18 protein-coding genes are annotated in these 20,283 nt (G+C 65.3%); 11 read left to right on the top strand and 7 right to left on the bottom strand.

Going from position 1 to position 20,283, the window contains the following annotated elements; genetic code table 11:
• Window positions 1–52 precede the first annotated feature (52 nt).
• The 4 genes from G455_RS0112435 (at window position 53) to G455_RS0112420 (ending at window position 3,529) form a co-directional block, all read left to right on the top strand.
• Entirely contained in the window at window positions 53–907 is an 855-nt protein-coding gene (locus G455_RS0112435; protein WP_028094011.1) for an FAS1-like dehydratase domain-containing protein, read from the top strand.
• A gap of 66 nt (window positions 908–973) precedes the next feature.
• Entirely contained in the window at window positions 974–1,876 is a 903-nt protein-coding gene (locus G455_RS0112430; RefSeq protein ID WP_028094010.1) for a LysR family transcriptional regulator, read from the top strand.
• A gap of 95 nt (window positions 1,877–1,971) precedes the next feature.
• On the top strand, window positions 1,972–2,604 hold the full coding sequence (gene wrbA / locus G455_RS0112425) for an NAD(P)H:quinone oxidoreductase (RefSeq protein WP_028094009.1): 633 nt from the start codon (window positions 1,972–1,974) through the stop codon (window positions 2,602–2,604).
• A gap of 49 nt (window positions 2,605–2,653) precedes the next feature.
• Entirely contained in the window at window positions 2,654–3,529 is an 876-nt protein-coding gene (locus tag G455_RS0112420) for an EamA family transporter (protein ID WP_028094008.1), read from the top strand.
• On the opposite strand, the gene G455_RS0112415 is transcribed toward G455_RS0112420, so the two are convergent.
• Window positions 3,526–5,121: a GMC family oxidoreductase gene (locus G455_RS0112415; RefSeq protein ID WP_028094007.1), complete on the bottom strand. Its 1,596-nt coding sequence runs from the start codon at window positions 5,119–5,121 to the stop codon at window positions 3,526–3,528. The genes G455_RS0112420 and G455_RS0112415 overlap by 4 nt on opposite strands.
• A gap of 164 nt (window positions 5,122–5,285) precedes the next feature.
• Between G455_RS0112415 and lptF the strand changes: the two genes are divergently transcribed.
• From lptF to G455_RS25605, 6 genes are all read left to right on the top strand, one after another.
• The gene (lptF, locus tag G455_RS0112410) at window positions 5,286–6,428 is read left to right on the top strand and encodes an LPS export ABC transporter permease LptF (protein ID WP_028094006.1); all 1,143 of its coding nucleotides are present in this window, start codon (window positions 5,286–5,288) and stop codon (window positions 6,426–6,428) included.
• Between the two features lie 215 nt (window positions 6,429–6,643).
• Window positions 6,644–7,387, top strand: a complete 744-nt coding sequence (locus G455_RS0112405; RefSeq protein WP_035366679.1) for a glycosyltransferase family 2 protein — start codon at window positions 6,644–6,646, stop codon at window positions 7,385–7,387.
• Window positions 7,384–7,701 (top strand): lipid-A-disaccharide synthase N-terminal domain-containing protein, encoded by a 318-nt coding sequence (locus G455_RS0112400; protein ID WP_028094004.1) that lies wholly within the window; start codon window positions 7,384–7,386, stop codon window positions 7,699–7,701. Before G455_RS0112405 ends, G455_RS0112400 begins: the two co-directional genes overlap by 4 nt.
• On the top strand, window positions 7,667–9,127 hold the full coding sequence (locus G455_RS0112395; protein ID WP_028094003.1) for an ArnT family glycosyltransferase: 1,461 nt from the start codon (window positions 7,667–7,669) through the stop codon (window positions 9,125–9,127). The genes G455_RS0112400 and G455_RS0112395 overlap by 35 nt, the downstream gene beginning before the upstream one ends.
• Window positions 9,127–9,975, top strand: coding sequence for a phosphatase PAP2 family protein (locus G455_RS23980; RefSeq protein ID WP_051312441.1), 849 nt, complete (start codon window positions 9,127–9,129; stop codon window positions 9,973–9,975). The genes G455_RS0112395 and G455_RS23980 overlap by 1 nt, the downstream gene beginning before the upstream one ends.
• 1 nt (window position 9,976) lies before the next feature.
• A complete protein-coding gene (locus tag G455_RS25605) occupies window positions 9,977–10,651 on the top strand; it encodes a phosphatase PAP2 family protein (protein WP_051312439.1) in 675 nt (224 codons plus the stop codon).
• Here G455_RS25605 and G455_RS23970 read toward each other — a convergent pair.
• Window positions 10,636–12,291 (bottom strand): ArnT family glycosyltransferase, encoded by a 1,656-nt coding sequence (locus tag G455_RS23970; protein WP_161629391.1) that lies wholly within the window; start codon window positions 12,289–12,291, stop codon window positions 10,636–10,638. The genes G455_RS25605 and G455_RS23970 overlap by 16 nt on opposite strands.
• A 297-nt stretch (window positions 12,292–12,588) precedes the next feature.
• Here G455_RS23970 and G455_RS0112375 point away from each other — a divergent pair, with 297 nt between their 5' ends.
• Window positions 12,589–14,625 (top strand): NADH:flavin oxidoreductase, encoded by a 2,037-nt coding sequence (locus G455_RS0112375; protein ID WP_028094002.1) that lies wholly within the window; start codon window positions 12,589–12,591, stop codon window positions 14,623–14,625.
• A gap of 66 nt (window positions 14,626–14,691) precedes the next feature.
• Here G455_RS0112375 and G455_RS0112370 read toward each other — a convergent pair whose 3' ends face one another.
• The 5 genes from G455_RS0112370 to G455_RS0112350 form a co-directional block, all read right to left on the bottom strand.
• Window positions 14,692–16,107 carry an FAD-binding oxidoreductase gene (locus G455_RS0112370; RefSeq protein WP_028094001.1) on the bottom strand — a complete coding sequence of 472 codons (1,416 nt, stop codon included), beginning with the start codon at window positions 16,105–16,107 and terminating at the stop codon, window positions 14,692–14,694.
• Between the two features lie 200 nt (window positions 16,108–16,307).
• Window positions 16,308–16,904, bottom strand: a complete 597-nt coding sequence (locus G455_RS0112365) for a GNAT family N-acetyltransferase (protein ID WP_028094000.1) — start codon at window positions 16,902–16,904, stop codon at window positions 16,308–16,310.
• 19 nt (window positions 16,905–16,923) lie between these two features.
• A complete protein-coding gene (locus G455_RS0112360; RefSeq protein ID WP_028093999.1) occupies window positions 16,924–18,186 on the bottom strand; it encodes a M16 family metallopeptidase in 1,263 nt (420 codons plus the stop codon).
• The gene (thrC, locus tag G455_RS0112355) at window positions 18,183–19,571 is read right to left on the bottom strand and encodes a threonine synthase (RefSeq protein ID WP_028093998.1); all 1,389 of its coding nucleotides are present in this window, start codon (window positions 19,569–19,571) and stop codon (window positions 18,183–18,185) included. Before thrC ends, G455_RS0112360 begins: the two co-directional genes overlap by 4 nt.
• The gene (locus G455_RS0112350) at window positions 19,568–20,248 is read right to left on the bottom strand and encodes an SURF1 family protein (RefSeq protein ID WP_028093997.1); all 681 of its coding nucleotides are present in this window, start codon (window positions 20,246–20,248) and stop codon (window positions 19,568–19,570) included. The genes thrC and G455_RS0112350 overlap by 4 nt, the downstream gene beginning before the upstream one ends.
• Window positions 20,249–20,283 lie beyond the last annotated feature (35 nt).

The following is a 20,283-nucleotide window of genomic DNA, read 5'->3' as shown; positions in this document are numbered from 1 at the left end:
CACCGGGAAAGGGCAGCCCCCTGCCGCCCGCAGATCAGGACCCAGACCGCAGATGCCCCAACCCGCCCCCGACCGAACCACGCGCCCCCTCTCTGACTGGATCGGGCGGAAAGAGGTGCAGGAGGATACCCTCAGCCCGCGCCCGGCGCTCGAGCTGCGCTCGATCCTGCCGGGCACCGACCCGCTGACCGATGGCGCGGCGCTGCCGCCGCTGTGGCATTGGGCCTATTTCCCGCAATTTGCACCACTTTCCAGCCTGGGACGCGACGGTCACCCGGCGCGTGGTGGCTTCCTGCCGCCGGTGCCCCTGCCACGCCGCATGTGGGCCGGCGGACGGTTTCAGTTTCCCGGCGATCTTAGGCTGGGGGAGCGGGTGACCAAGACCTCCCGTATCCTCGACGTGGTGGAGAAATCGGGACAAAGCGGCGCGCTCTGCTTCGTGACGGTGGAACACCGCTTTGCCGTCGCCGGAGAGGTTCGGCTGATCGAGGAACACGATATCGTCTATCGCGAGGATCCTGCATCGGGCGCCCCAGCCCCGGCCCCGCCACAGGCCGATGTGGCGCAGATCGAGGAGCAGGTCACCCCCAGCGCGGTCATGCTGTTTCGCTATTCCGCCGCCACCTTCAACGGCCACCGCATCCATTATGACATCGACTATTGCCGCGATGTCGAAGGCTATCCCGGCCTTGTCTTCCATGGGCCGCTCACCGCCACCCTGCTGGCCGATCTGGCACGCCGGACGGGTCACCGCGATCTGGCGCGCTACGCCTTTCGTGCCGTCAGCCCCTTGTTCGACACCGCCCCCTTCACGCTTCGCGCCCGGGTGGGGACAAGGGGGGCCGAGGTCTGGGCGGCCAATCCCGACGGCGCGCTGGCGATGCGAGCCGAGGCGGTCTATCGCTAACCCCCTCGCCCGCCGCCGCGAAAGCTGATAGCGGGCCGCAGGGACCACCAATGCGGGAGGGCAGCCATGGACAGGCTCTCGGTCATGAAGGCCTTCTGCCGGATCGTCGAACGCGGCAGCTTTGCCCGCGCGGCAGAGGATCTGGGCGTCTCGGCCGCCCTGATCAGCCGCGACGTGAAACTGCTGGAGGAAAGCCTTGGCTGCGTCCTGCTGACCCGCACCACCCGCAGCATGGCGCTGACCGATCACGGACGGCTCTATTACGACGAGGCGCGCGGCATCCTCGACCGCGTCACGGCGATGGAGGACCGGGTGCGCGCCGGCGCCGGTACGGTGGCGGGACGGCTCAGGGTCAATGCGCCGCATTCCTTCGGCACCACCCTGCTGGCGCCGCTGCTGCCTCGGTTTCTGGAGCGTTATCCCGATGTCGATCTGACCCTGACGCTTGAGGATCGGGTAATCGACATGATCGAAGGCGGCTTTGACCTGTCGATCCGTATCCGCCCCGACCTGCCCGATTCCGGCCTGCTGGCCCGGCGTCTGGCGCGGGTGCGGCAGGGGCTGTTCGCCGCGCCCGCCTATCTTGCCGCCCGGGGAGCCCCCCACAGCCCGGCCGATCTGGCCGGCCATGACACGCTGGAATTCCTGCATTCCACCCATACCGGCCAATGGGCGCTGACCGGGCCCGAGGGCACTACCACGGTCACGCTCAATTCGCGCCACCTGATCGGATCGAGCCTGATCTTGCGCGACATGTTGGTCGCTGGTCTGGGGATCGGGTCGCTGCCCGATTTTATCGCGGCGGCGCCTTTGCAGCGCGGCGATCTAGTGCCGGTGCTGCCGGAGTATGAACGCCCGCCACGGTATATCTATGCCGTGACCGCCTCGCGGCTCAGCGCCGATGCCAAGACCGCGGCCTTCCTCGATTTCCTGCAGGTGGCCCTGCGGCCCGGGCCCGACCATTCCTGAACCAGCGTAAAGACTGATTTGCGCCCGGACCGGTTATTCCCGGCAGCCGCTCAAGGCATGGTCCGCGCCAAAGACCCCATGTGCAGGAGTTCCCGATGACCCGCGTTCTGATCCTTTATTATTCCAGCTACGGCCATATCCGCCGGATGGCCGAGGCCGAGGCGGAGGGCGCCCGATCGGTCGCCGGCGTTCAGGTCGATCTCCGGCGCATCCCCGAAACCGTGCCGCAGCCGGTGCGCGAGGCCGCCGGCTATATCCCGGACGACACGCCCGAGGCGACGGTGGCGATGCTGCCCGATTATGACGCCATCCTCTTCGGCACCCCCACCCGCTTCGGCACCATGGCGGCGCAGATGAAGCAATTCCTCGACATGGCCGGCGAGCTCTGGGCGCAGAACGCCTTGGTGGGCAAGCTGGGCGCGGTCTTCACCTCGACCGGCTCTCAGCACGGCGGGCACGAGGCTGCAGTGCTGACCAGCCATGTGCCGTTGATGCACTTCGGCATGCTGGTGGCCGGCCTGCCCTACACCTTCGCCGGTCAGACCCGGATGGACGAGGTGGTGGGCGGCTCCCCCTATGGCGCCGGCACCGTGGCCGGAGGCGACGGGTCATTTAAGCCCACCGAAACTGATCTGGCCGGCGCCCGGTTCCAGGGCCGCCATGTGGCCGAGCTTGCCGCCCAGCTTGTGGCCGGCGCCGCCCTGCGCGCCGAGACCAAGGCCGCCTGAATGACCCGGGGTGCGCGCTTGCGCGCCCCGGCCTAACGGAGAAACCGACATGTCCCGTCCCACCGATCTGATCCTGACCGCGCTTGCCCCCGCGATCTGGGGCTCCACCTATTTCGTCACCACCGAATTCCTGCCGCAGGGCTTTCCGATCACGCTTTCGGTCCTGCGGGCGTTGCCGGCGGGGCTGCTGCTTCTGCTGTTGGTGCGGCAATTGCCGCCCCGCGCCTGGCTCGGGCGGGTGCTGCTGCTCGGCGCCTTCAACTTCGCGATCTTCTGGGTGCTTCTGTTCATCTCCGCCTACCGGCTGCCGGGCGGGGTGGCGGCGACACTGGGGGCAACGCAGCCGCTGATCGTGCTGCTGCTGGCGCGGCTGGTGCTGGGAAACCAAATCCGCCCGCTGTCGGTTCTGGTCGCGCTCGCCGGGCTGGGCGGCGTGGCACTTCTGGTGCTGGGGCCGAATGCGGCGCTTGATCCCCTCGGGGTGGCGGCAGGGCTTGGCGGCGCCGTCTCGATGGCCGCAGGCACCGTATTCAGCCGCAAGTGGCAACCCCCGGTGCCGCCCCTGACCTTCACCGCCTGGCAATTGACCGCCGGAGGGCTGCTGCTGGTCCCGGTGGCGCTGATCGCCGAGCCGATGATGCCGCTACCCGACGCCCGCGCCCTGGGCGGGTTGCTCTATCTCGGGCTGATCGGCGCGGCGCTGACCTATCTTCTGTGGTTCCGCGGCATCGCCCGGATCGAACCCGCCGCGATTTCGATGCTCGGGATGATGAGCCCGGTCACCGCCGTTCTGCTGGGCTGGCTGGCGCTGGGGCAGGAGCTTAGCGGGTTGCAGACCCTGGGTGTGCTCGCGGTGCTGGGATCGGTCTGGCTGGGACAGCGGGCGGCACGCCCCGCCGCCGCCCCGCACAGAGCGGCTGCCTAGCTGGCCCGATGGGCGTGGATCATGTCGGCGACCTTCTCGGCGATCATGATGGTGGGCGAGTTGGTGTTGCCCGAGACGATCCGCGGCATCACCGAGGCATCGACCACCCTGAGCCCCTGCACGCCGTTCACCCGGCAATCGGGAGCCACCACCGCACGCAGATCACTGCCCATGCGGGCGGTGCCGACGGGATGGAAGATGGTGGTGCCGATCTCTCCCGCCGCGCGGATCAGATCGTCATCGCTGTCATAATCAGGACCGGGGCGGAATTCCTCGGGGCGGTATTTCGCCATCGGCTCAGCCGCCATGATCCGGCGGGTCAGTCGGATGGCGCGGGCGGCGGTGATCCTGTCAGTCTCGGCCGAAAGATAATTCGGCGCGATCTCCGGCGCAGCGGCAGGATCGGGAGAGGTGATCTCCACATGCCCGCGGCTGTCGGGCCGCAGATGGCAGACCGAGGCGGTGACGGCGGGGAAATCGTCCAGGTCCTGCCCGAAGGCGGGCAACGACAGCGGTTGCACATGATATTCCAGATCAGGCGTTTCGACCTCTGGTGCGGAATAGGCAAAGCCGCCCAACTGGCTTGGCGCCATCGACATCGGACCAGAGCGGAACAGCGCATATTCCATCCCGATCTTCGCCTTGCCCCAAAGCGTCGAGGCCAGGGTGTTCAGCGTCTTGGCCCCCGTCACCTTATAGGCGCAGCGCAATTGCAGGTGATCCTGCAGATTGCGCCCCACATCGGGGGAATCATACAGCACCTCGATCCCATGCTTCTGCAACAGCGCCCCCGGGCCGATGCCCGACAGTTGCAAAAGCTGCGGCGAGCCGATGGCGCCGGCCGACAGGATCACCTCGCGCCGGGCACGCAGGGTCTCGCCGCCGATCAGCTCGACCCCGGTGGCGCGCGTTCCATCAAAGGTGATCCGGGCACATTGAGCATGGGTGCGCACGATCAGATTGGCACGGTCCTTCACCGGGCTGAGGAACCCCTTGACCGTATTCCAGCGCCATCCGCTGCGCTGGTTCACCTCGAAGTAATTCACCCCGAAATTGTCGCCGGTGTTGAAATCGTCGCGATGCGGAATGCCCTCAGCCTCGAAGGCGCGGGCGACATCGTCCAGCACCTCCCAGCGCAGGCGCTGCTTTTCAACCCGCCATTCGCCGCCGGTTCCATGGCTGGCAGAGCGGCCCGCGAAATGATCCTCGGACTTCACGAAATAAGGCAGGACATCGTCCCATCCCCAACCGTCGCAGCCCAATTGCCGCCAGCCATCATAATCCCGCGCCTGACCACGCAGATAAAGCATCCCGTTGATCGAGGAACAGCCGCCCAGCACCTTGCCACGCGGATAGCCCAGCGCACGGCCGTTCAGGCCGGGTTCCTCGCGCGTCTTGAAACACCAGTCGGTGCGCGGATTGCCAATGCAATAAAGATAGCCCACCGGGATATGGATCCAGTGGTAATTGTCGCGCCCTCCGGCCTCCAGCAGCAGCACGCGCGCCATCGGATCCTCGCTCAGACGATTGGCCAGGACGCAGCCGGCGCTGCCACCACCCACGACGATATAATCGAATGCTTCTGAAGCCATCAGGATCCTCCTCCCCCAAATTGCCGCGCGATCCTTCACCACAAAAGCGCCGGGGTCCACCCCTCCGCGAACCAGTTCGCGCGTTTAAAGGTTCCCACTGTTCTTTAACTGCCATATGGTCCGCGCAATCATCGTTCCGGAACTGCCGAAAGCCCCCGCCGCCAATGTCCAGATTTGACGGATATGTCCTGCGCCAATTGTTGGTACTGTTCGGTTTTTTCTTGCTGGTTCTGGTGGGAGTCTTGTGGATTTCACGATCCGTCAGCCTGTTCGACCGGCTGATCAGCGGCGGCCAGTCGGCCATGGTGTTTCTGGAATTCACCGCGCTGTCGCTGCCGACGCTGATCCGCACAGTCATGCCCATGGCCGCCTTCGGCGCCGCCGTCTATGCCACCAACCGGCTGAGCCGCGACAGCGAACTGACCGTCATGTTGGCCACCGGGTCCAGCCCGCTCAGGCTGGCACGGCCGATGCTCTATTTCGGTGTTGTCACGGCGCTGATGATGGCAGTGCTGACCACCTATCTGCGCCCGGCCTCGATCCAGCAGCTCGGCCTGCGCGAGGCTGAGGTCACCCGCGACTTGACCGCCCAGCTTCTGAATGAAGGCAGCTTCATGCACCCGACCAGCGGCGTGACATTCTACATCGGCAAGATCGACCCCGACGGCACGCTGCATGATGTCTTCCTGTCAGACCGCCGCGACCAACTGCGCCCGATCACCTATACCGCCGCCCGCGCCTTTCTGGTTTCGACCGACGACCAGCTCAGCCTTGTGATGGTTCAGGGCATGGCGATGCGTTACAATTCCAAGCTCAAGTCGCTGTCCACCACGCTGTTCGCAGATTTTTCTTACGACATCACCTCCCTGGCCAGTGCCCGCAGCGGCGGCAAGCGCAACCTGCGTGGCGTTCCCACGACCGAACTCTTCAGTCGCTCCGGCCGCGCCGCGTTGCTGGCCACAGGGAATTACGATACCGGCGAGATCACCGAAGAATTGCACGAACGCCTGGCCTGGATCGTGATCGTGATCACCGTGCCCCTGGTCGGCTATGCCGCGATGATGATGGGCGGTTTTTCTCGCTTCGGACTATGGCCGCAGGCTCTGACGGCCTTCGCGATCCTGCTGCTACTCGAAGGCCTGCGCGGCCTGGCGACCTCGGTCGTGCTCAATCATCCGCAGCTCTGGTGGTTGCTGTATCTGCCCGCCGGGATCGGGTTGACCTTCTCTGCATTGATGCTGAGAGGCTCCGGCAGACCCTTGCGATTGTATCTGCACAGCACGCGGCACACGCGAAGAAACGCCTAGGAACGTCTTGCAAACGAAATAATATGTTGCCCTGCAGCCACAAACCTGTATTCACCAAGCTTTACATGCGTTGCCCGACAGTAACCTGTCTGATCACATGTATAGCCAACCGGATCGAACGGATGTGGCCTGGCCTGTGCAGCGGAATTGTCATCTGCCGAGGCTAGGCTGCACCGACCAAACGACCGCCAGCGAAAAGACTGTATACTGAGGCCATGAAGCTCTCGATCGTCATCCCAATGCATAACGAGGCCGAAAATGTCGTGCCTCTGGTTCGCGAAATCGATAGCGCTTGCGCCGACCTGCCCGACAAGGAACTGATCCTGGTCGATGACGGATCGAACGACGACACCGCGCGACTGATTCAGGAGCTTCGAACCGAATACCCCTGGCTGCGGCTGATCCGCCACCCGAAGGCCGGCGGCCAGTCGGCAGCGGTGCACAGCGGCGTCCTGGCTGCGACCGGCGCGATTATCTGCACCCTCGACGGCGACATGCAGAACCCGCCTGCCGAAATCCCCAAGATGGTGGCCCCGCTGATGGCGCCCGACGCGCCGGCCGATCTTGGTCTGGTCGCCGGGCAGCGGGTCAAGCGGCAGGACACCTGGTCCAAGAAGATCGCCTCGAAGCTTGCCAACCGGCTGCGTGCCTGGATGCTGAACGACCACACCCGCGACACCGGATGCGGACTCAAGGCCTTCCGCCGCGATGCCTTTCTGCGGCTGCCTTTCTTCAATCACATGCACCGCTACCTGCCCGCGCTTTTCGCCCGTGACGGCTGGCAGGTGGCCCATGTCGATGTCGCCCACCGTGAACGCGGCGGCGGCAGTTCGAATTACAACAACCTGCAGCGTGCGTTGGTGGGGATCTACGATCTGTTCGGCGTCGCCTGGCTGATCCGCCGCGCCAAGACCGCCCACCCGCAGGAAGTCCCCGCCCCCGGAGAGGGCCACGAATGATCGAGACTCTGCTGAGCTTTTTCAAGGTCGAAACCCGGGCTGAGCTGATCTGGGTTATTATCGGGTTGGGGGCGCAACTTCTGTTTTCCATGCGTTTCATCATTCAATGGATCGCTTCCGAAAAACAGCGTCGCTCAGTGGTGCCTGAGCTGTTCTGGTGGTTCTCGATCACCGGCGGCCTGACCCTGCTGGCCTATGCTGTGCACCGGCAAGATCCTGTTTTCATCCTCGGCCAGTCTCTGGGCGTCGTCATTTACCTTCGCAATATTTGGCTGATTTATGCAGAAAAGCGCGCCGCTCGACAGAGTATCTGATCCCAAGTGGATCGCCATCGCGATCATTGCCGCGATCACGGTTTACCGGGTGATCCTGCTGGCCTTCTCGCAGGCAGAGCTCTTTGTCGATGAATCGCAATATTGGCAGTGGGGACAAGAGCTCGCCTGGGGCTATTATTCCAAGCCGCCGCTGATCGGCTGGGTCCTGCGCGCCTTTACCGAACTGGGTGGAGACACCACCTTCTGGATCCGGTTGCCCGGGCCGCTGTTTCAGGCCGCCACCGCTCTGATCCTGATGGGCGCGGCACGGCAGGTGACCGACCGGCGCGCGGCGGCGATGGTGGCAATCGCCTTCGTCACCCTGCCGGCAGTGACAGCCGGGGCATTCCTGGTCTCGACAGACACCATCCTGCTGCCCTTCTTCGCCGGGGCGCTCTGGCTCTATCTTCGACTGACGGCGACATCCTCGGCCAAGGCCGCCATCGGGCTGGGGCTCTGCCTCGGGCTTGGCATGCTGGCGAAATACGCCGCCGTCTATTTCATCCTCAGCGCTGGCATCGGCGCGCTTGTCGTGCCGCAGGCGCGGATCGCCTGGCGTGACGCCGGCATCGCGGCCCTGGTCTTCCTGGTGGTGATCGCGCCCAACGTGGTGTGGAACCTGCAGAACGATCTGATGACCTTCTCGCATACCGCTGACAATGTCGACTGGGTGCGTCACTCCGGGCTGAATCTGCATTTCAACAAGGCGCTCGAATTCCTCGTTTCGCAATTCGGCGTGATGGGACCGGTGTTCTTCGGCGCCTTCCTGTGGCTCGCCCCGCGGGCGTTCCTGCGCGATGACTGGAAACAGCGCTGGCTGGCCCTGATGGCAGCACCGACGCTGATCCTGGTGACAGTGCAGGCCATCTTGTCCAAGGCCTATGCCAACTGGGCGATCACCGCCTGCCTGGCGCTGCTGCTGCTGGTGGTGCCGGTGCTGTGGCATCGGGGGCGGACCTGGCTCTGGATCGCACTGGTGCTCGATATGGTGCTGGCTGCGATGCTACCGATCGCCTTCACCCAGGCCACGCGCTGGACCACCCCCAAGGGCGAATTGCTGATGCGCCGCTATGTCGGTGAGCAGGAGATGAGCTCCCGCATTCTCGAGACCGCGCGCCAGCAAGGTGTGACCGCCGTCGTCAGCGATAGCCGCCTGCTGCTGGCCGATCTCTTCCTGCGCGCCAAGGGCGGTGATATCGCGATCTATGCGGTGCCCGCCCGGGGGCGTCCCGATAATTACTATGCCCAGCGGCACCCCTACCCCGCCGAGCGGAGCGGGCCTTTCCTCTTCGCCACTCTGGACGGCGCCCCTGCCTGCGGCGAGGCACTGCCTACCGCCACCTGGATCCCCGGGCCCGGCGCCTATTCCCGTGACACCCTGCAGCTTTATCTGCAGCCCAGAAACTGCTGGGACACCGCAAAGTGATGACGCCTAGCCGCTCCAGCCAGATCACCCGGGCCCTCCTCATCGTCTGGCTGGCGGTCGCCTTGCTGTTCGCCACCTTCCCCGGGATCGACCTGGCGGCCGCCCGGCTGGTCTATGACCCGGTGACCGGCACCTTCCCGGCGGAACAAAGCCAAAGCCTGCAAGCCCTGCGCTCCATCGTCTGGAAATTTCTCAACTTCAGCACGCTGGGCCTGCTGGGGCTGACGATCTACGGGCTGTTCACCCGCCACACGCTGCGCATCCCGCCCCGGTTCTGGGGCTGGTGCGTCAGCTTGGTGCTGCTGGGACCAGGCATCCTGGTAAACCTGATCCTCAAATCGCACTGGGGCCGCGCCCGCCCGGCGCAGATCGAGCAATTTGGCGGGCAGGCCCGGTTCACCCCACCGTTTCAGATCACCGACCAATGCCAGCACAACTGTTCCTTTGTGTCAGGAGAAGCCTCTCTCGTCACCGCCGGCGGGCTCATCATCGGAGCGATCCTGTGGCATGTGGTCCCGCCACAGCGCCGCCGCTGGCTTGTCGCGACGCTGGCGGTGCTGGTGCTGGCGCTGGCCTCGATGCGGTTCTTCAAGGGCCGACATTTTCTATCCGACGTAATCTGGGCGATGATCTTCACCAGCACGCTGGCCTGGACCCTGGCCCGGTTGTTCCGGCTTGAGCGCATCCATGCCCGGGTGACGGCAAGCGCCCTCGCAGCCGATGCGCGCACGATGCTGGGTGATCTCCTCGCCCTCGGTCGCCGATTACGAACCAGAGCTTTCGGCCTGGCGCCTGCAGCCGCGAGCGGTCTGCAACGCATGCGCCAGATTTTCGCAAGGAACCGGTAACATGCCCTCCCAGCCAACCGATCTCGGCCCGCGCGCCGGACTGCTCCGCCTGATGCGCCGCTTCGGCACCGCGCTCATCCTGGTGATCGTGATCGCCTCCTATGGGCTGTCTGACCGACAGCTCGAACACATAGGGGACAACGTACAGATCGCAGTACCGCTGACCGGGCTGGCCTGCGCCGTCGCCAGCGGCGAGGGCATCCGCTATCTCGGACGTTTCACGCTACTGCTGTCGACCTATACGCTGTCGAAACGCGGCTTGGGATCGGCGGCGATCAACCAACGCCCCAATGGCGGCGACCGCGGTTTCCCATCCGGGCACACTGCGGCCACCACTTTCGGCGCCACCTGGCTGGCGCAGAGCTGCCTGTCAAACAGCCGGCTCGCCCAGGGGCTGGCGCTGTTATCCGCGGCTTTCGTCGGTGGCACCCGCATTGAAGTCGGAGCCCACAGCGTCTGGCAGGTGCTGGCCGGCGCCTTCGTCGGCTGGATGGCACAATTCCTGGCACTGACCTGGTTCGATCGGATGTTCGGCAATGTCTGGCGCGGCGCCGGCGCGCTGATCCGGAAAGGCCTCTGCCAGACCTGGCGGCTCGGCCGACTGGGCTGGGCGCGGCTCGACGCCCGCCGCAGGCTCAGCGATCTGCGCGCCCGGATGGCTCAGCGGAACAGATAGGCCGCCATATCCACATCATCGGCCCCACCAAGGGCAAACCCCTTGACCTCGCCGATCACCTCATAGGGCCGCACGCTCGCCGCCTCGAAGGTTGCACGCTGATCGGCCCGGACGAAGACCAGCGCACAGGGCGCTACCCCCGCCGCCTCGGCCGCCGCCTCCGCCCCCCGGAACAGCGGCATCCGCGGGCTCAGAAGCAGAAGCGACGCCTCCCCATAGCCCACTGACAAGATTTGCGGCGCCTCGCACATCGCATCGGCCTTCTGCTCAAGCGCCGCCATGGCATTCGATGGCCAGATCGCGTCAAGCCGGGCCAGATGGCCGAACAGGCTGACCGACAGGCCCAGCGACAACGCCCCCATGCCCAGCACCGGCGCCAGCCGGTCGCCGCCACGCATCGCGCCCCAGACCCAGCCAATGCCCAAAAGGCTGATCGCCAGCCCCGAGGCCCAGATCAGCCCCGGACCGCGCCCGTATTGCAGCGCGAAGACCAGCGGCGCCGCGGCCAGCAGCAGCGCCAACAGCAGAAAGACAGCCAGGAAAACACTGTAAACCCGTCCGAACCGCTCCTGCTCCCGCGCCAGCCATCCCCTGGCGCTGAGGATCGCCAGGGCCGGGAACAGCGGCAGCACATAGTGGATCAGCTTGGTCGCGGCGATCTCGAACACCAGCCAGGAAGGAATGATCCAGGCCAGACAGAACAAGACCGCCGCCTCGCGCCGCGCCAGCCAGCCGTACCACAGACCGAAGGGCAAAAGGATCGAGGCCGGCCAGAAGGTGAACCAGACCGCCAGCGCGTAAGAGCCGAAGGGGGCGCCATGGCTCTCCTGCCCCTCACCGATCTTGCCGATCAGATCGCGCCCCAGCGCCTCGGCCCAGAAGGCATCGCCGGATTTGACGGTAATCGCCACATACCAGGGCAACACGATCAGCAGGAACAGCAGGATACCCCAGCCCCACCGCAACGGCGCCAGCCAGGATACCCCGCGCCGGATCGCGATCAAGGCCAGCAGGGTCAACCCCACCACCATCGGCCCGATCGGCCCCTTGATCAGCATGGAGACGCCCATCGCCCCCCAGAACAGCCAGGGCCAGCCGCCGCGCAGGGCCTCTGCCCCGCGCATGTGCAGCCGCGCCAGGACCAGCTGCGCCGCCAGGATCGTCACCAGCAGCGTCGCGTCGGTCTTGGCCAGCCGCGCCTCCCCTCCCAGCACGAAACAAACGGCCATCAACAGCGCCGCCAGCAGCGCCGACTGGGCACCGACCAGCGACAGGGCAATCAGATAGGTCAGCATCACCGCCGCCACCGCCATCACCAGCGACGGCAGCCGATAGACCCAAATCTCCTGATCGTGGTTGACGCCGACAAGCTGCACCGCGGCGGCCTGCAACCAATAGATCCCCACCGGTTTCTTATACCGCGTCCCCTCGCCCAACCGGATGTCGATATAATCCCCGCTCTCCACCATCTGGCGCGAGGCCTGGGCGAAACGGGTCTCGTCCCGGTCGATCGGCGGCAAGCTGAAAAACCCCGGCAGAAACATCACCAGCGCGAAAAGCGCGACAAAGGCTGTCGGCCGCCAAGACGGCCCCGCCGCCAGATCCGCCAGGGCGAGCTCCGCCCGTTCCCGCAAAAGCATCCGCCACTCCCAGACCACCGCGCCCGGGGAATGGGCACGCGTTCCCCTGTCTGGCCGAAACGACGCGGCAATGCAATCCATGCGCCCCGGCCAGGCTCCCACCTTTTTCTGGCTTTCAAATATCCTCGCCAAAGGCAGGCGCCACAAGGCGCCTTCGCCAGCGCCCGCCAAATGCGCACCCCCCGCACAGCTTGCCGCGGCACCGTCCAGAAACACCGGCATATGTCGCTTTCAGGATCGACCGCCCTCCTGCCCCTGCTAGGCTCTTCCCAAAACGCCAGATCAACAGGGATATCCATGACCACCGATCCGCTGCTCCAGCCCTATCAACTCAGACATCTCACCCTGAAGAACCGGATCATGACCACCGCGCATGAACCCGCCTATGGCGAGGACGGCATGCCCAAGGACCGCTATCGCGCCTATCACGTCGAACGCGCCAGGGGCGGCGTGGCGATGGTGATGACCGCCGGCTCCGCGCTGGTGTCGCGCGACAGCCCGGCGGCCTTCGGCAATCTGCAGGCCTACAAGGACGAAATCGTGCCCTGGATGGCCAAGCTCGCCGACGAATGCCACGACCACGGCTGCGCGGTGATGATCCAGCTCACCCACCTGGGCTGGCGCACGGGATGGAACAAGGGCGACTGGCTGCCGGTCGTCGCCCCCTCCGGCCTGCGGGAACCGGCGCATCGCTCCTTTCCCAAGGTGATGGAGGACTGGGACATCGCCCGCATCATCGAGGATTACGCTGATGCTGCCGAACGGATGAAGGCCGCCGGCCTCGACGGGATCGAGCTCGAGGCCTATGGCCATCTGATGGATGCCTTCTGGTCGCCGCGCCAGAATACGCTCGATGGGCCCTGGAACGGCGATCTGGCGGCGCGGATGAAATTCTCGCGCGACGTGCTCACGGCCATTCGTGATCGGGTCGGCCCCGAGTTCATCGTCGGGCTGCGCTATACCGCCGACGATCTGGCACCGAACGGCATCTCCACCGCGGAAGGGCTGGAGATCGGCCGGCGCCTGAAGGCCACCGGCCAGGTCGATTTCCTGAATGTCATTCGCGGCCATATCGACACCGATGCCGATCTGACCGATGTGATCCCGGTGCAGGGCATGCGTAGCGCGCCGCATCTGGATTTCGCCGGCCGGGTGCGGGCCGAGATCGGCCTGCCCACCTTCCACGCCGCCCGCATTCCCGATGTCGCCACTGCGCGCCACGCGGTGAGCAACGGGCTGCTCGACATGGTGGGGATGACCCGCGCCCATATCGCCGATCCGCATATCGTGCGAAAGATCATGACCGGACGAGAGGACGATATCCGCCCCTGCGTCGGCGCCACCTATTGCCTCGACCGCATCTATCAAGGTGGAGAGGCGCTCTGCATCCACAACGCCTCGACCGGGCGGGAGCTGACCGAACCGCATACCATCGCCCCCGCGACCGAGAAGAAGCGCGTGGTGATCGTCGGCGCCGGCCCCGCCGGGCTGGAGGCCGCTCGCGTCGCCGCAGAACGCGGCCATGAGGTGACGGTTTTCGAGGCCGCCTCGGACCCCGGCGGACAGGTGCGGCTGACCGCACGCAGCCCGCGCCGGCGCGAAATAACCGGCATCATCGACTGGCGCATGTCACAATGCGCCGCCCACGACGTCGCCTTCCGTTTCAACAGTTTCGCCGAGGCGGAGGATGTCACCGCGCTGGATCCGGATGTGGTCATCATCGCCACCGGTGGCCTGCCGGATACCGAGGTGCTGGAGACCGGCAACGATCTGGTAGTCTCGGCCTGGGACATCCTGTCGGGCGATGTGGCCCCCGGCTCCCGCGTGCTGATCTTTGACGATGCCGGCGATCCGGCAGCATTACAGGCAGCCGAGGTGATCGCCGAGACCGGCGCGCATGTCGAGATCATGACGCCCGATCGCAGCTTTTCCCCCGATGTGATGGGCATGAACCTGACCCCCTACATGCGGGCCCTGCAGGACAAGGATGTGCGGCTGACCGTCACCTACCGGCTGAAGGCGGTAGAACGGGCCGGCAACGGGCTGAAAGCCACCATCGGCACGGATTATTCCAGCTGGCGCGAAGTGCGCGACTTCGATCAGGTGGTGATCAACCACGGCACCCGACCGATGGACGAGATCTATTTCGACCTGAAACCCAGATCGCGCAACAAGGGTGCGGTGGATTACACCGCATTGATCGCGGGTCAGCCGCAGCCCGATCATGCCGGGGCGGAGGGGAACTTCCTGCTCTACCGAATCGGCGACGCGGTGGCGGCGCGCAACACCCATGCAGCGATCTATGACGCGCTGCGCCTGATGCGCAGGGTCTGAGATCACAGGCTCCTCGGCCCCGGGCAAAGTTACCGGGGCCCGGCAACTGGCCCTCGGGGAAATCCCCTAAGTACGCAGCACCGCGCCCGGGTTCATGATGCCAAGCGGATCGAGCGCCGCCTTGATCGCCCTGAGTGCATCCAGCCGCACCGGATCACTATAGCGTTCCAGATCCTCGACCTTGAGCCGACCGATGCCATGTTCGGCGCTGACCGATCCGCCCATCTCATGCACCAGATCGTGCACAGCACGCTTGACCGCGCCGACCTGATTGGCGTGATCGGCCTTGCTGCGACCGGGTTCTGGGAAGACGTTGTAATGCAGATTGCCGTCGCCCAGATGGCCGAAGCAATTCACCCGGAACCCGCCCAGCCCGGCAACGATCTGATTGCCGCGGGCGATGAACTCGGGGATCAGGCTGATCGGCACCGAGATATCGTGACTGGAGACCGCACCGATGCGGCGGTTGCCTTCGGGGATATGTTCGCGCACGGACCAGAAATCATCCCGTTGCGCCTGAGACTGGGCGATCAGCCCGTCATTGGCGAGCCCAGCCTCGAGCGCGGCCTCGAACAGATCGGCCAGCGCCGCCTCCGGATCAAGCCCGCGCGCCAGCCCCAGTTCGATCAGAACGCACCAATCGGGCGGCGTGTCGAAGGGTTGGCGCACATCCGGCAGGGTCTCGGCCAGGAACCTCAGCCCCTGCCCGGCGATCAGTTCAAAGGCGCTGACGCCCTCACCCAGTTGATCCCGGGCCATCGCCAAAAGCTCGATCGCCGCCTGCGGATCGCGCACGACGAAGATGGCTGTGCCCCGGGCAGCCGGCTGCGGATAAAGCTTCAGCGTCGCGGCGGTGATGATCCCCAGCGTCCCCTCGGCCCCGACCAGCAGGTTGCGCAGATCATAGCCGGTATTGTCCTTCCTCAGCCGCGACAGCCCATGCCAGATCCGCCCGTCGGGCAACACCGCCTCGAGCCCGAGGCAGAGATCGCGCGCATTGCCATAGCGCAAGACCGCGGTGCCGCCGGCGTTGGTCGACAGGTTGCCGCCGATCCGCGCCGTGCCCTCGGCCGCAAGCGACAGGGGAAACAGCCGCCCTGCCTCTGCCGCGGCAAGCTGCACATCAGCCAGAATGGCGCCGGCTTCGGCGATCATGACATTCTCGGTGGGGTAAATGCCGCGGATCGCGTTCATCCGCTCGAGCGAGACGATCATCGGCGCCGGGCCTTCCGGCATCACCTGACCGCCGACCAGTCCGGTGCCACCGCCATAGGGCACCACCGGCACCCGTGCCGCCGCCGCAGCGGCGACCAGGGCCGAGACCTCCTCGACGCTGCGCGGCAGGGCGAGCACGCCGCATTGCCCGGCCCAGCGACCGCGCGGTTCTTCCATATAACGGGGTTCGGGGCTGCGAAACACCTGTTCCGGCAGCGTCTCGCGCAGCCGGAGGGCGAAGGCTTCATCGGCGGGATTCAATGTCATGCTGCATTCCTGACGCAAGCCGGGCTGCCCGACAAGAGCACAAAGTCAGCCGCTGGCCTGAATCGGAGGAATACGCGGATCAAAGGGGCGTGGGCTTTGACGCGGAACCGGACTTTCAGGAAAATTCCGGACGGGGAAACCTCATGTTTTCCGGAACCCGCCCGGACCGAGAGGTCACATTTCCCTGCGAGGACAGGCGTTCAAAGCCCACTCATGCCGGCATCCGTCCTGCCACGACGGTCGCTGCGCAAACAGGCATAAAGCACATGGGTCCGCCACCGCCCGTTGATCTGCAGATAACTCTGCGCCACGCCCTCGTATTTGAAACCGGTGCTTTCCAACACCCCACGGGAAGCGGCGTTTTCCGGTAGGCAGGCAGCCTCGATCCGGCTCAACTCCATCCGGGTGAAGGCATGATGCACCACCGCCGTGATCGCTTCGCGCATGAACCCGCGGCGGGCATGGACCGCGCCGGTCCAATACCCCAGCGTGCCCATCTGTGCCGGACCGCGCCGGATATTGTCGAGGGTGATCGCCCCCAACAGCACCTGATCGTCACGCCGGAACAGAAACAGCGGCAGTGCAGTACCGCCCGCCACCGAACGCTGTGCCCAATAGACCCGGTTGGTAAAGGCCTTGCGGCTCAGATGATCCTCCGCCCAGGACGGTTCCCACGGCGTCAGGAAGTCGCGACTGTCGACCCGCAACGCCGTCCAGGCCCGGAAATCCGAGTGCATGGGCGGCCGCAGGGTCAACCGCTCGGTCTCGATCTTCAGCTTGCGTTTCGCCAGAAGCATCGGTCGAACCCCGGGCGCGTCAGGCGGCGCGCCGGTCTTGCAGCTCGGCCAGGGTCGGCGCCGCCTCGACCGGACCATAAAGCGCCAGCGCCGCCGGCGCCTCGGCGGCGATCTTCTCGGCAAAAGCGCGCACTGCCTCGACGGTGACCGCGTCGATCCGCTCGACGGTTTCCTCCAGCGCGGGCACCTTGTCCCAGATCTGCACCAGCCGCGCCAACCGCTCGGCCCGGTTCGACGGACTTTCCAGCCCCATCAGCATACCGGCCTTCATCTGCGCACGGGCGCGCGCGACCTCAGCATCCGTCATATCCTCGGCGGCGCGCTTCATCTCGTCGATAGTGATACCGGCCAGCTCGCCAATCTGCTCGGCCGAGGTGCCGGCATAGATTGTTGTGGCGCCAGTATCGGCATAGGCCCCGGTCTGGGCGAAGATCGTATAGCACAGCCCGCGCAGCTCACGCACCTGCTGGAACAGACGCGAGGACATGCCGCCGCCAAGCGCATTGGCATAGATCTGCGCGGTATAGATCTCGTCATCGCAATAGCCCGGACTTTCCAGCGCCAGGGCGAAATGGGCCTGCTCCAGCGATTTGATCCGGCGGCTTTCCCCCCCGGTGAACCGTGCCGGAGCCACCACACTGGCCGGTCCCGCCGGCAGATCGCCGAACAGCTCGGTCGCCAGCCGAACCAGTTGATCATGATCGACCGCCCCGGCAGCAGAGAGAATCATCTGCCCCGGGCGATAATGCTCGGACACGAAGCCCGCCAGATCGTCGCGGGAAAACGCGCTGACCCGCTCGCTCGGCCCCAGGATGGTGCGGCCCAACGGCTGATCGCGATAGCTTTCCTCCTGCAACCAGTCGAAGATCACATCATCGGGGGTGTCATTTGCCTGGCCGATCTCTTGCAGGATCACCCCGCGCTCGACCTCGATCTCCTTCGGGTCGAACACCGGGTTCAGCAGGATATCGGAGATCACATCGACCGCCAGCGGCACATCGGCCTCGAGCACGCGGGCGTAATAGGCCGTCACCTCACGCGAGGTATAGGCGTTGATATAACCGCCCACATCCTCGATCGCCTCGGCGATCTGCAGGGCACTGCGGGTCTTGGTCCCCTTGAAGGCCATATGTTCAAGAAAATGGGCGATGCCGTTCTGTTCGATCCGCTCGTGCCGGCCACCGGCCGTTACCCAGATCCCGATCGACGCCGATTGCAGCCCCGGCATCCGCTCCGACACGATACGGAAGCCGTTGGGCAATTGATGCTGCTGAACGCTCACCTGGCGATATGTCCCTTGATATGCTCTTCGATGGCGCCGAGATCGTTGGCGATCCGCGTCACCCGTTCCGGCCTGTCATACAGATCTGCCATCCGCTGGGGAAGAGGCGGGCGAATGCCGCTGGCCTTCTCGACCGCATCGGGGAATTTCGCCGGATGCGCCGTGGCCAATGTGATCATCGGCGTGCCGATCACGCGGGTCTCTTCCGCCACCTTCACGCCGACGGCGGTATGCGGGCAGATCAGCTCTCCGCTCTGTTTCAGCGTGGAGGCGATGGTGGTCAGCGTTTCTTCTTCCGAGGCGCGACCGGACAAGAATGCCTCGGCCAGCGCCTGCATGGCGCCCTGGCTGACGTTGAAGCCCCCCGCCTTCAGTTCGTCCATCAGCTGCGCCACAGCAGAACCGTCCTGATCATAGGCGTAATAGAGCGCACGTTCGAAGTTCGAACTGACCTGGATATCCATCGACGGGCTGATCGAGGGAATCGTCTCCCCCTTGAAATAGCCCTGCCCCGACAGGCAGCGGTGCAGGATATCGTTCTGGTTGGTCGCAACCACCAGCCGGTCGATCGGCAGCCCCATCCGCCGGGCGATATAGCCCGCGAAGATATCACCGAAATTGCCGGTCGGAACGGTGAAACTGACCTTGCGATGCGGCGCCCCCAGCGCCACGGCGGAGGTGAAGTAATAGACAACCTGCGCCAGCACCCGTGCCCAGTTGATCGAGTTGACGCCGGCCAGCTTCACGCCGTCGCGGAAGTCGAAATCGTTGAACATGTCCTTCAGCCGCGCCTGGCAATCGTCGAAATCGCCATCGAGCGCCAACGCATGCACATTCGCATCCGCCGGCGTCGTCATCTGACGGCGCTGCACCTCGCTGACCCGACCATGCGGAAAGAGGATGAAGACATCGACATTCTCGAGCCCGCGGAACGCCTCGATCGCGGCAGACCCGGTATCGCCGGAGGTGGCACCAACGATGGTCACCCGCTCGCCGCGCCGCTTCAGCGCCACTTCGAAGAGCTGGCCGATCAGCTGCATGGCGAAGTCCTTGAAGGCCAGCGTCGGGCCATGGAACAGCTCAAGCAGGAAATGCCCCGGTGCCAGCTCGACCAGCGGCGCGCGGGCGATATGACCGAAGCCGGCATAGGCCTTGGCGATGATGTCGCGGAATTCATCGTCGGTGAAGCTGTCACCGATGAACGGGCGCATCACCCGGAAGGCGACCTCCTCATAGCTCAACCCCTCGAAGGCGGCGATTTCCTCGGCAGTCAGCGTCGGGATGGTTTCGGGCAGATAGAGGCCACCGTCACGGGCCAGCCCGGTCAGCATCGCCTCTTCAAAGGACAACACGGGCGCTTGCCCGCGGGTCGAGACATATTTCATTCTTTGCTACTCCGCGATCGGGCGCGCGTGCGCCACAGAAAGTAAAGGGTCATCAGCGCCCAGATCAGCGCCAAACCATACCAGGTCACCGCATATTGCAAGTGGTCGTTTGGGATTCCCTCGGTCGACACCGGCAAAGGCGTGATGGCAGGGTCGGTTTCGCTGCGCGCGATCAGCAGCACCGGCTCGGTCCGCAGCTCCTTCGCCAGGGCAGGCACGTCGCGGGCGAACCAGATATTGGCGCCCCGGTCGGGATCGGGGGTGAAACTGTCGATCTCGTCCGGCCAGTGCAGATTTCCCGTCACCGACATCAAACCGGTGCCACGTTCGGCCCCCTTGTCAGAGGCCGGAATGAACCCGCGATCGATCAGGATACGCCGCCCGGTGTCGGTCACGAAGGGCGCGATCACCCGATAGCCGGCGCCAAGCGTCTTGGTCGAGACCAGAACGTCGATCTCTCCGGGTTCCATCGTGCCGCGTACTGCGACGGCAAGATAGCGGTCGCGCTCAGGATCAGGATCGGCAGGCAGCGACACGGGCGCATCGTCTATCCGCGTCTCGATCTCGGCCAGAACGCCCTGTTTCCAGGACAGCCGCTGGATCTGCCAATTGCCCAGCCTCACCAGCACGGCGGCGCCGGCAAGGCCGATCAGCAGCAGGAACAGGAAACGGCGCATGCCAGGCTCCGGTCGGACAAAAAAGACGCGCGGGG

Origin of the sequence: Pseudodonghicola xiamenensis DSM 18339, assembly GCF_000429365.1 — a bacterium.
GTDB lineage: Bacteria > Pseudomonadota > Alphaproteobacteria > Rhodobacterales > Rhodobacteraceae > Pseudodonghicola > Pseudodonghicola xiamenensis.
The sequence above is the reverse complement of the archived record's forward strand: the minus strand, read 5'-3'. Positions and strand labels throughout refer to the sequence as shown.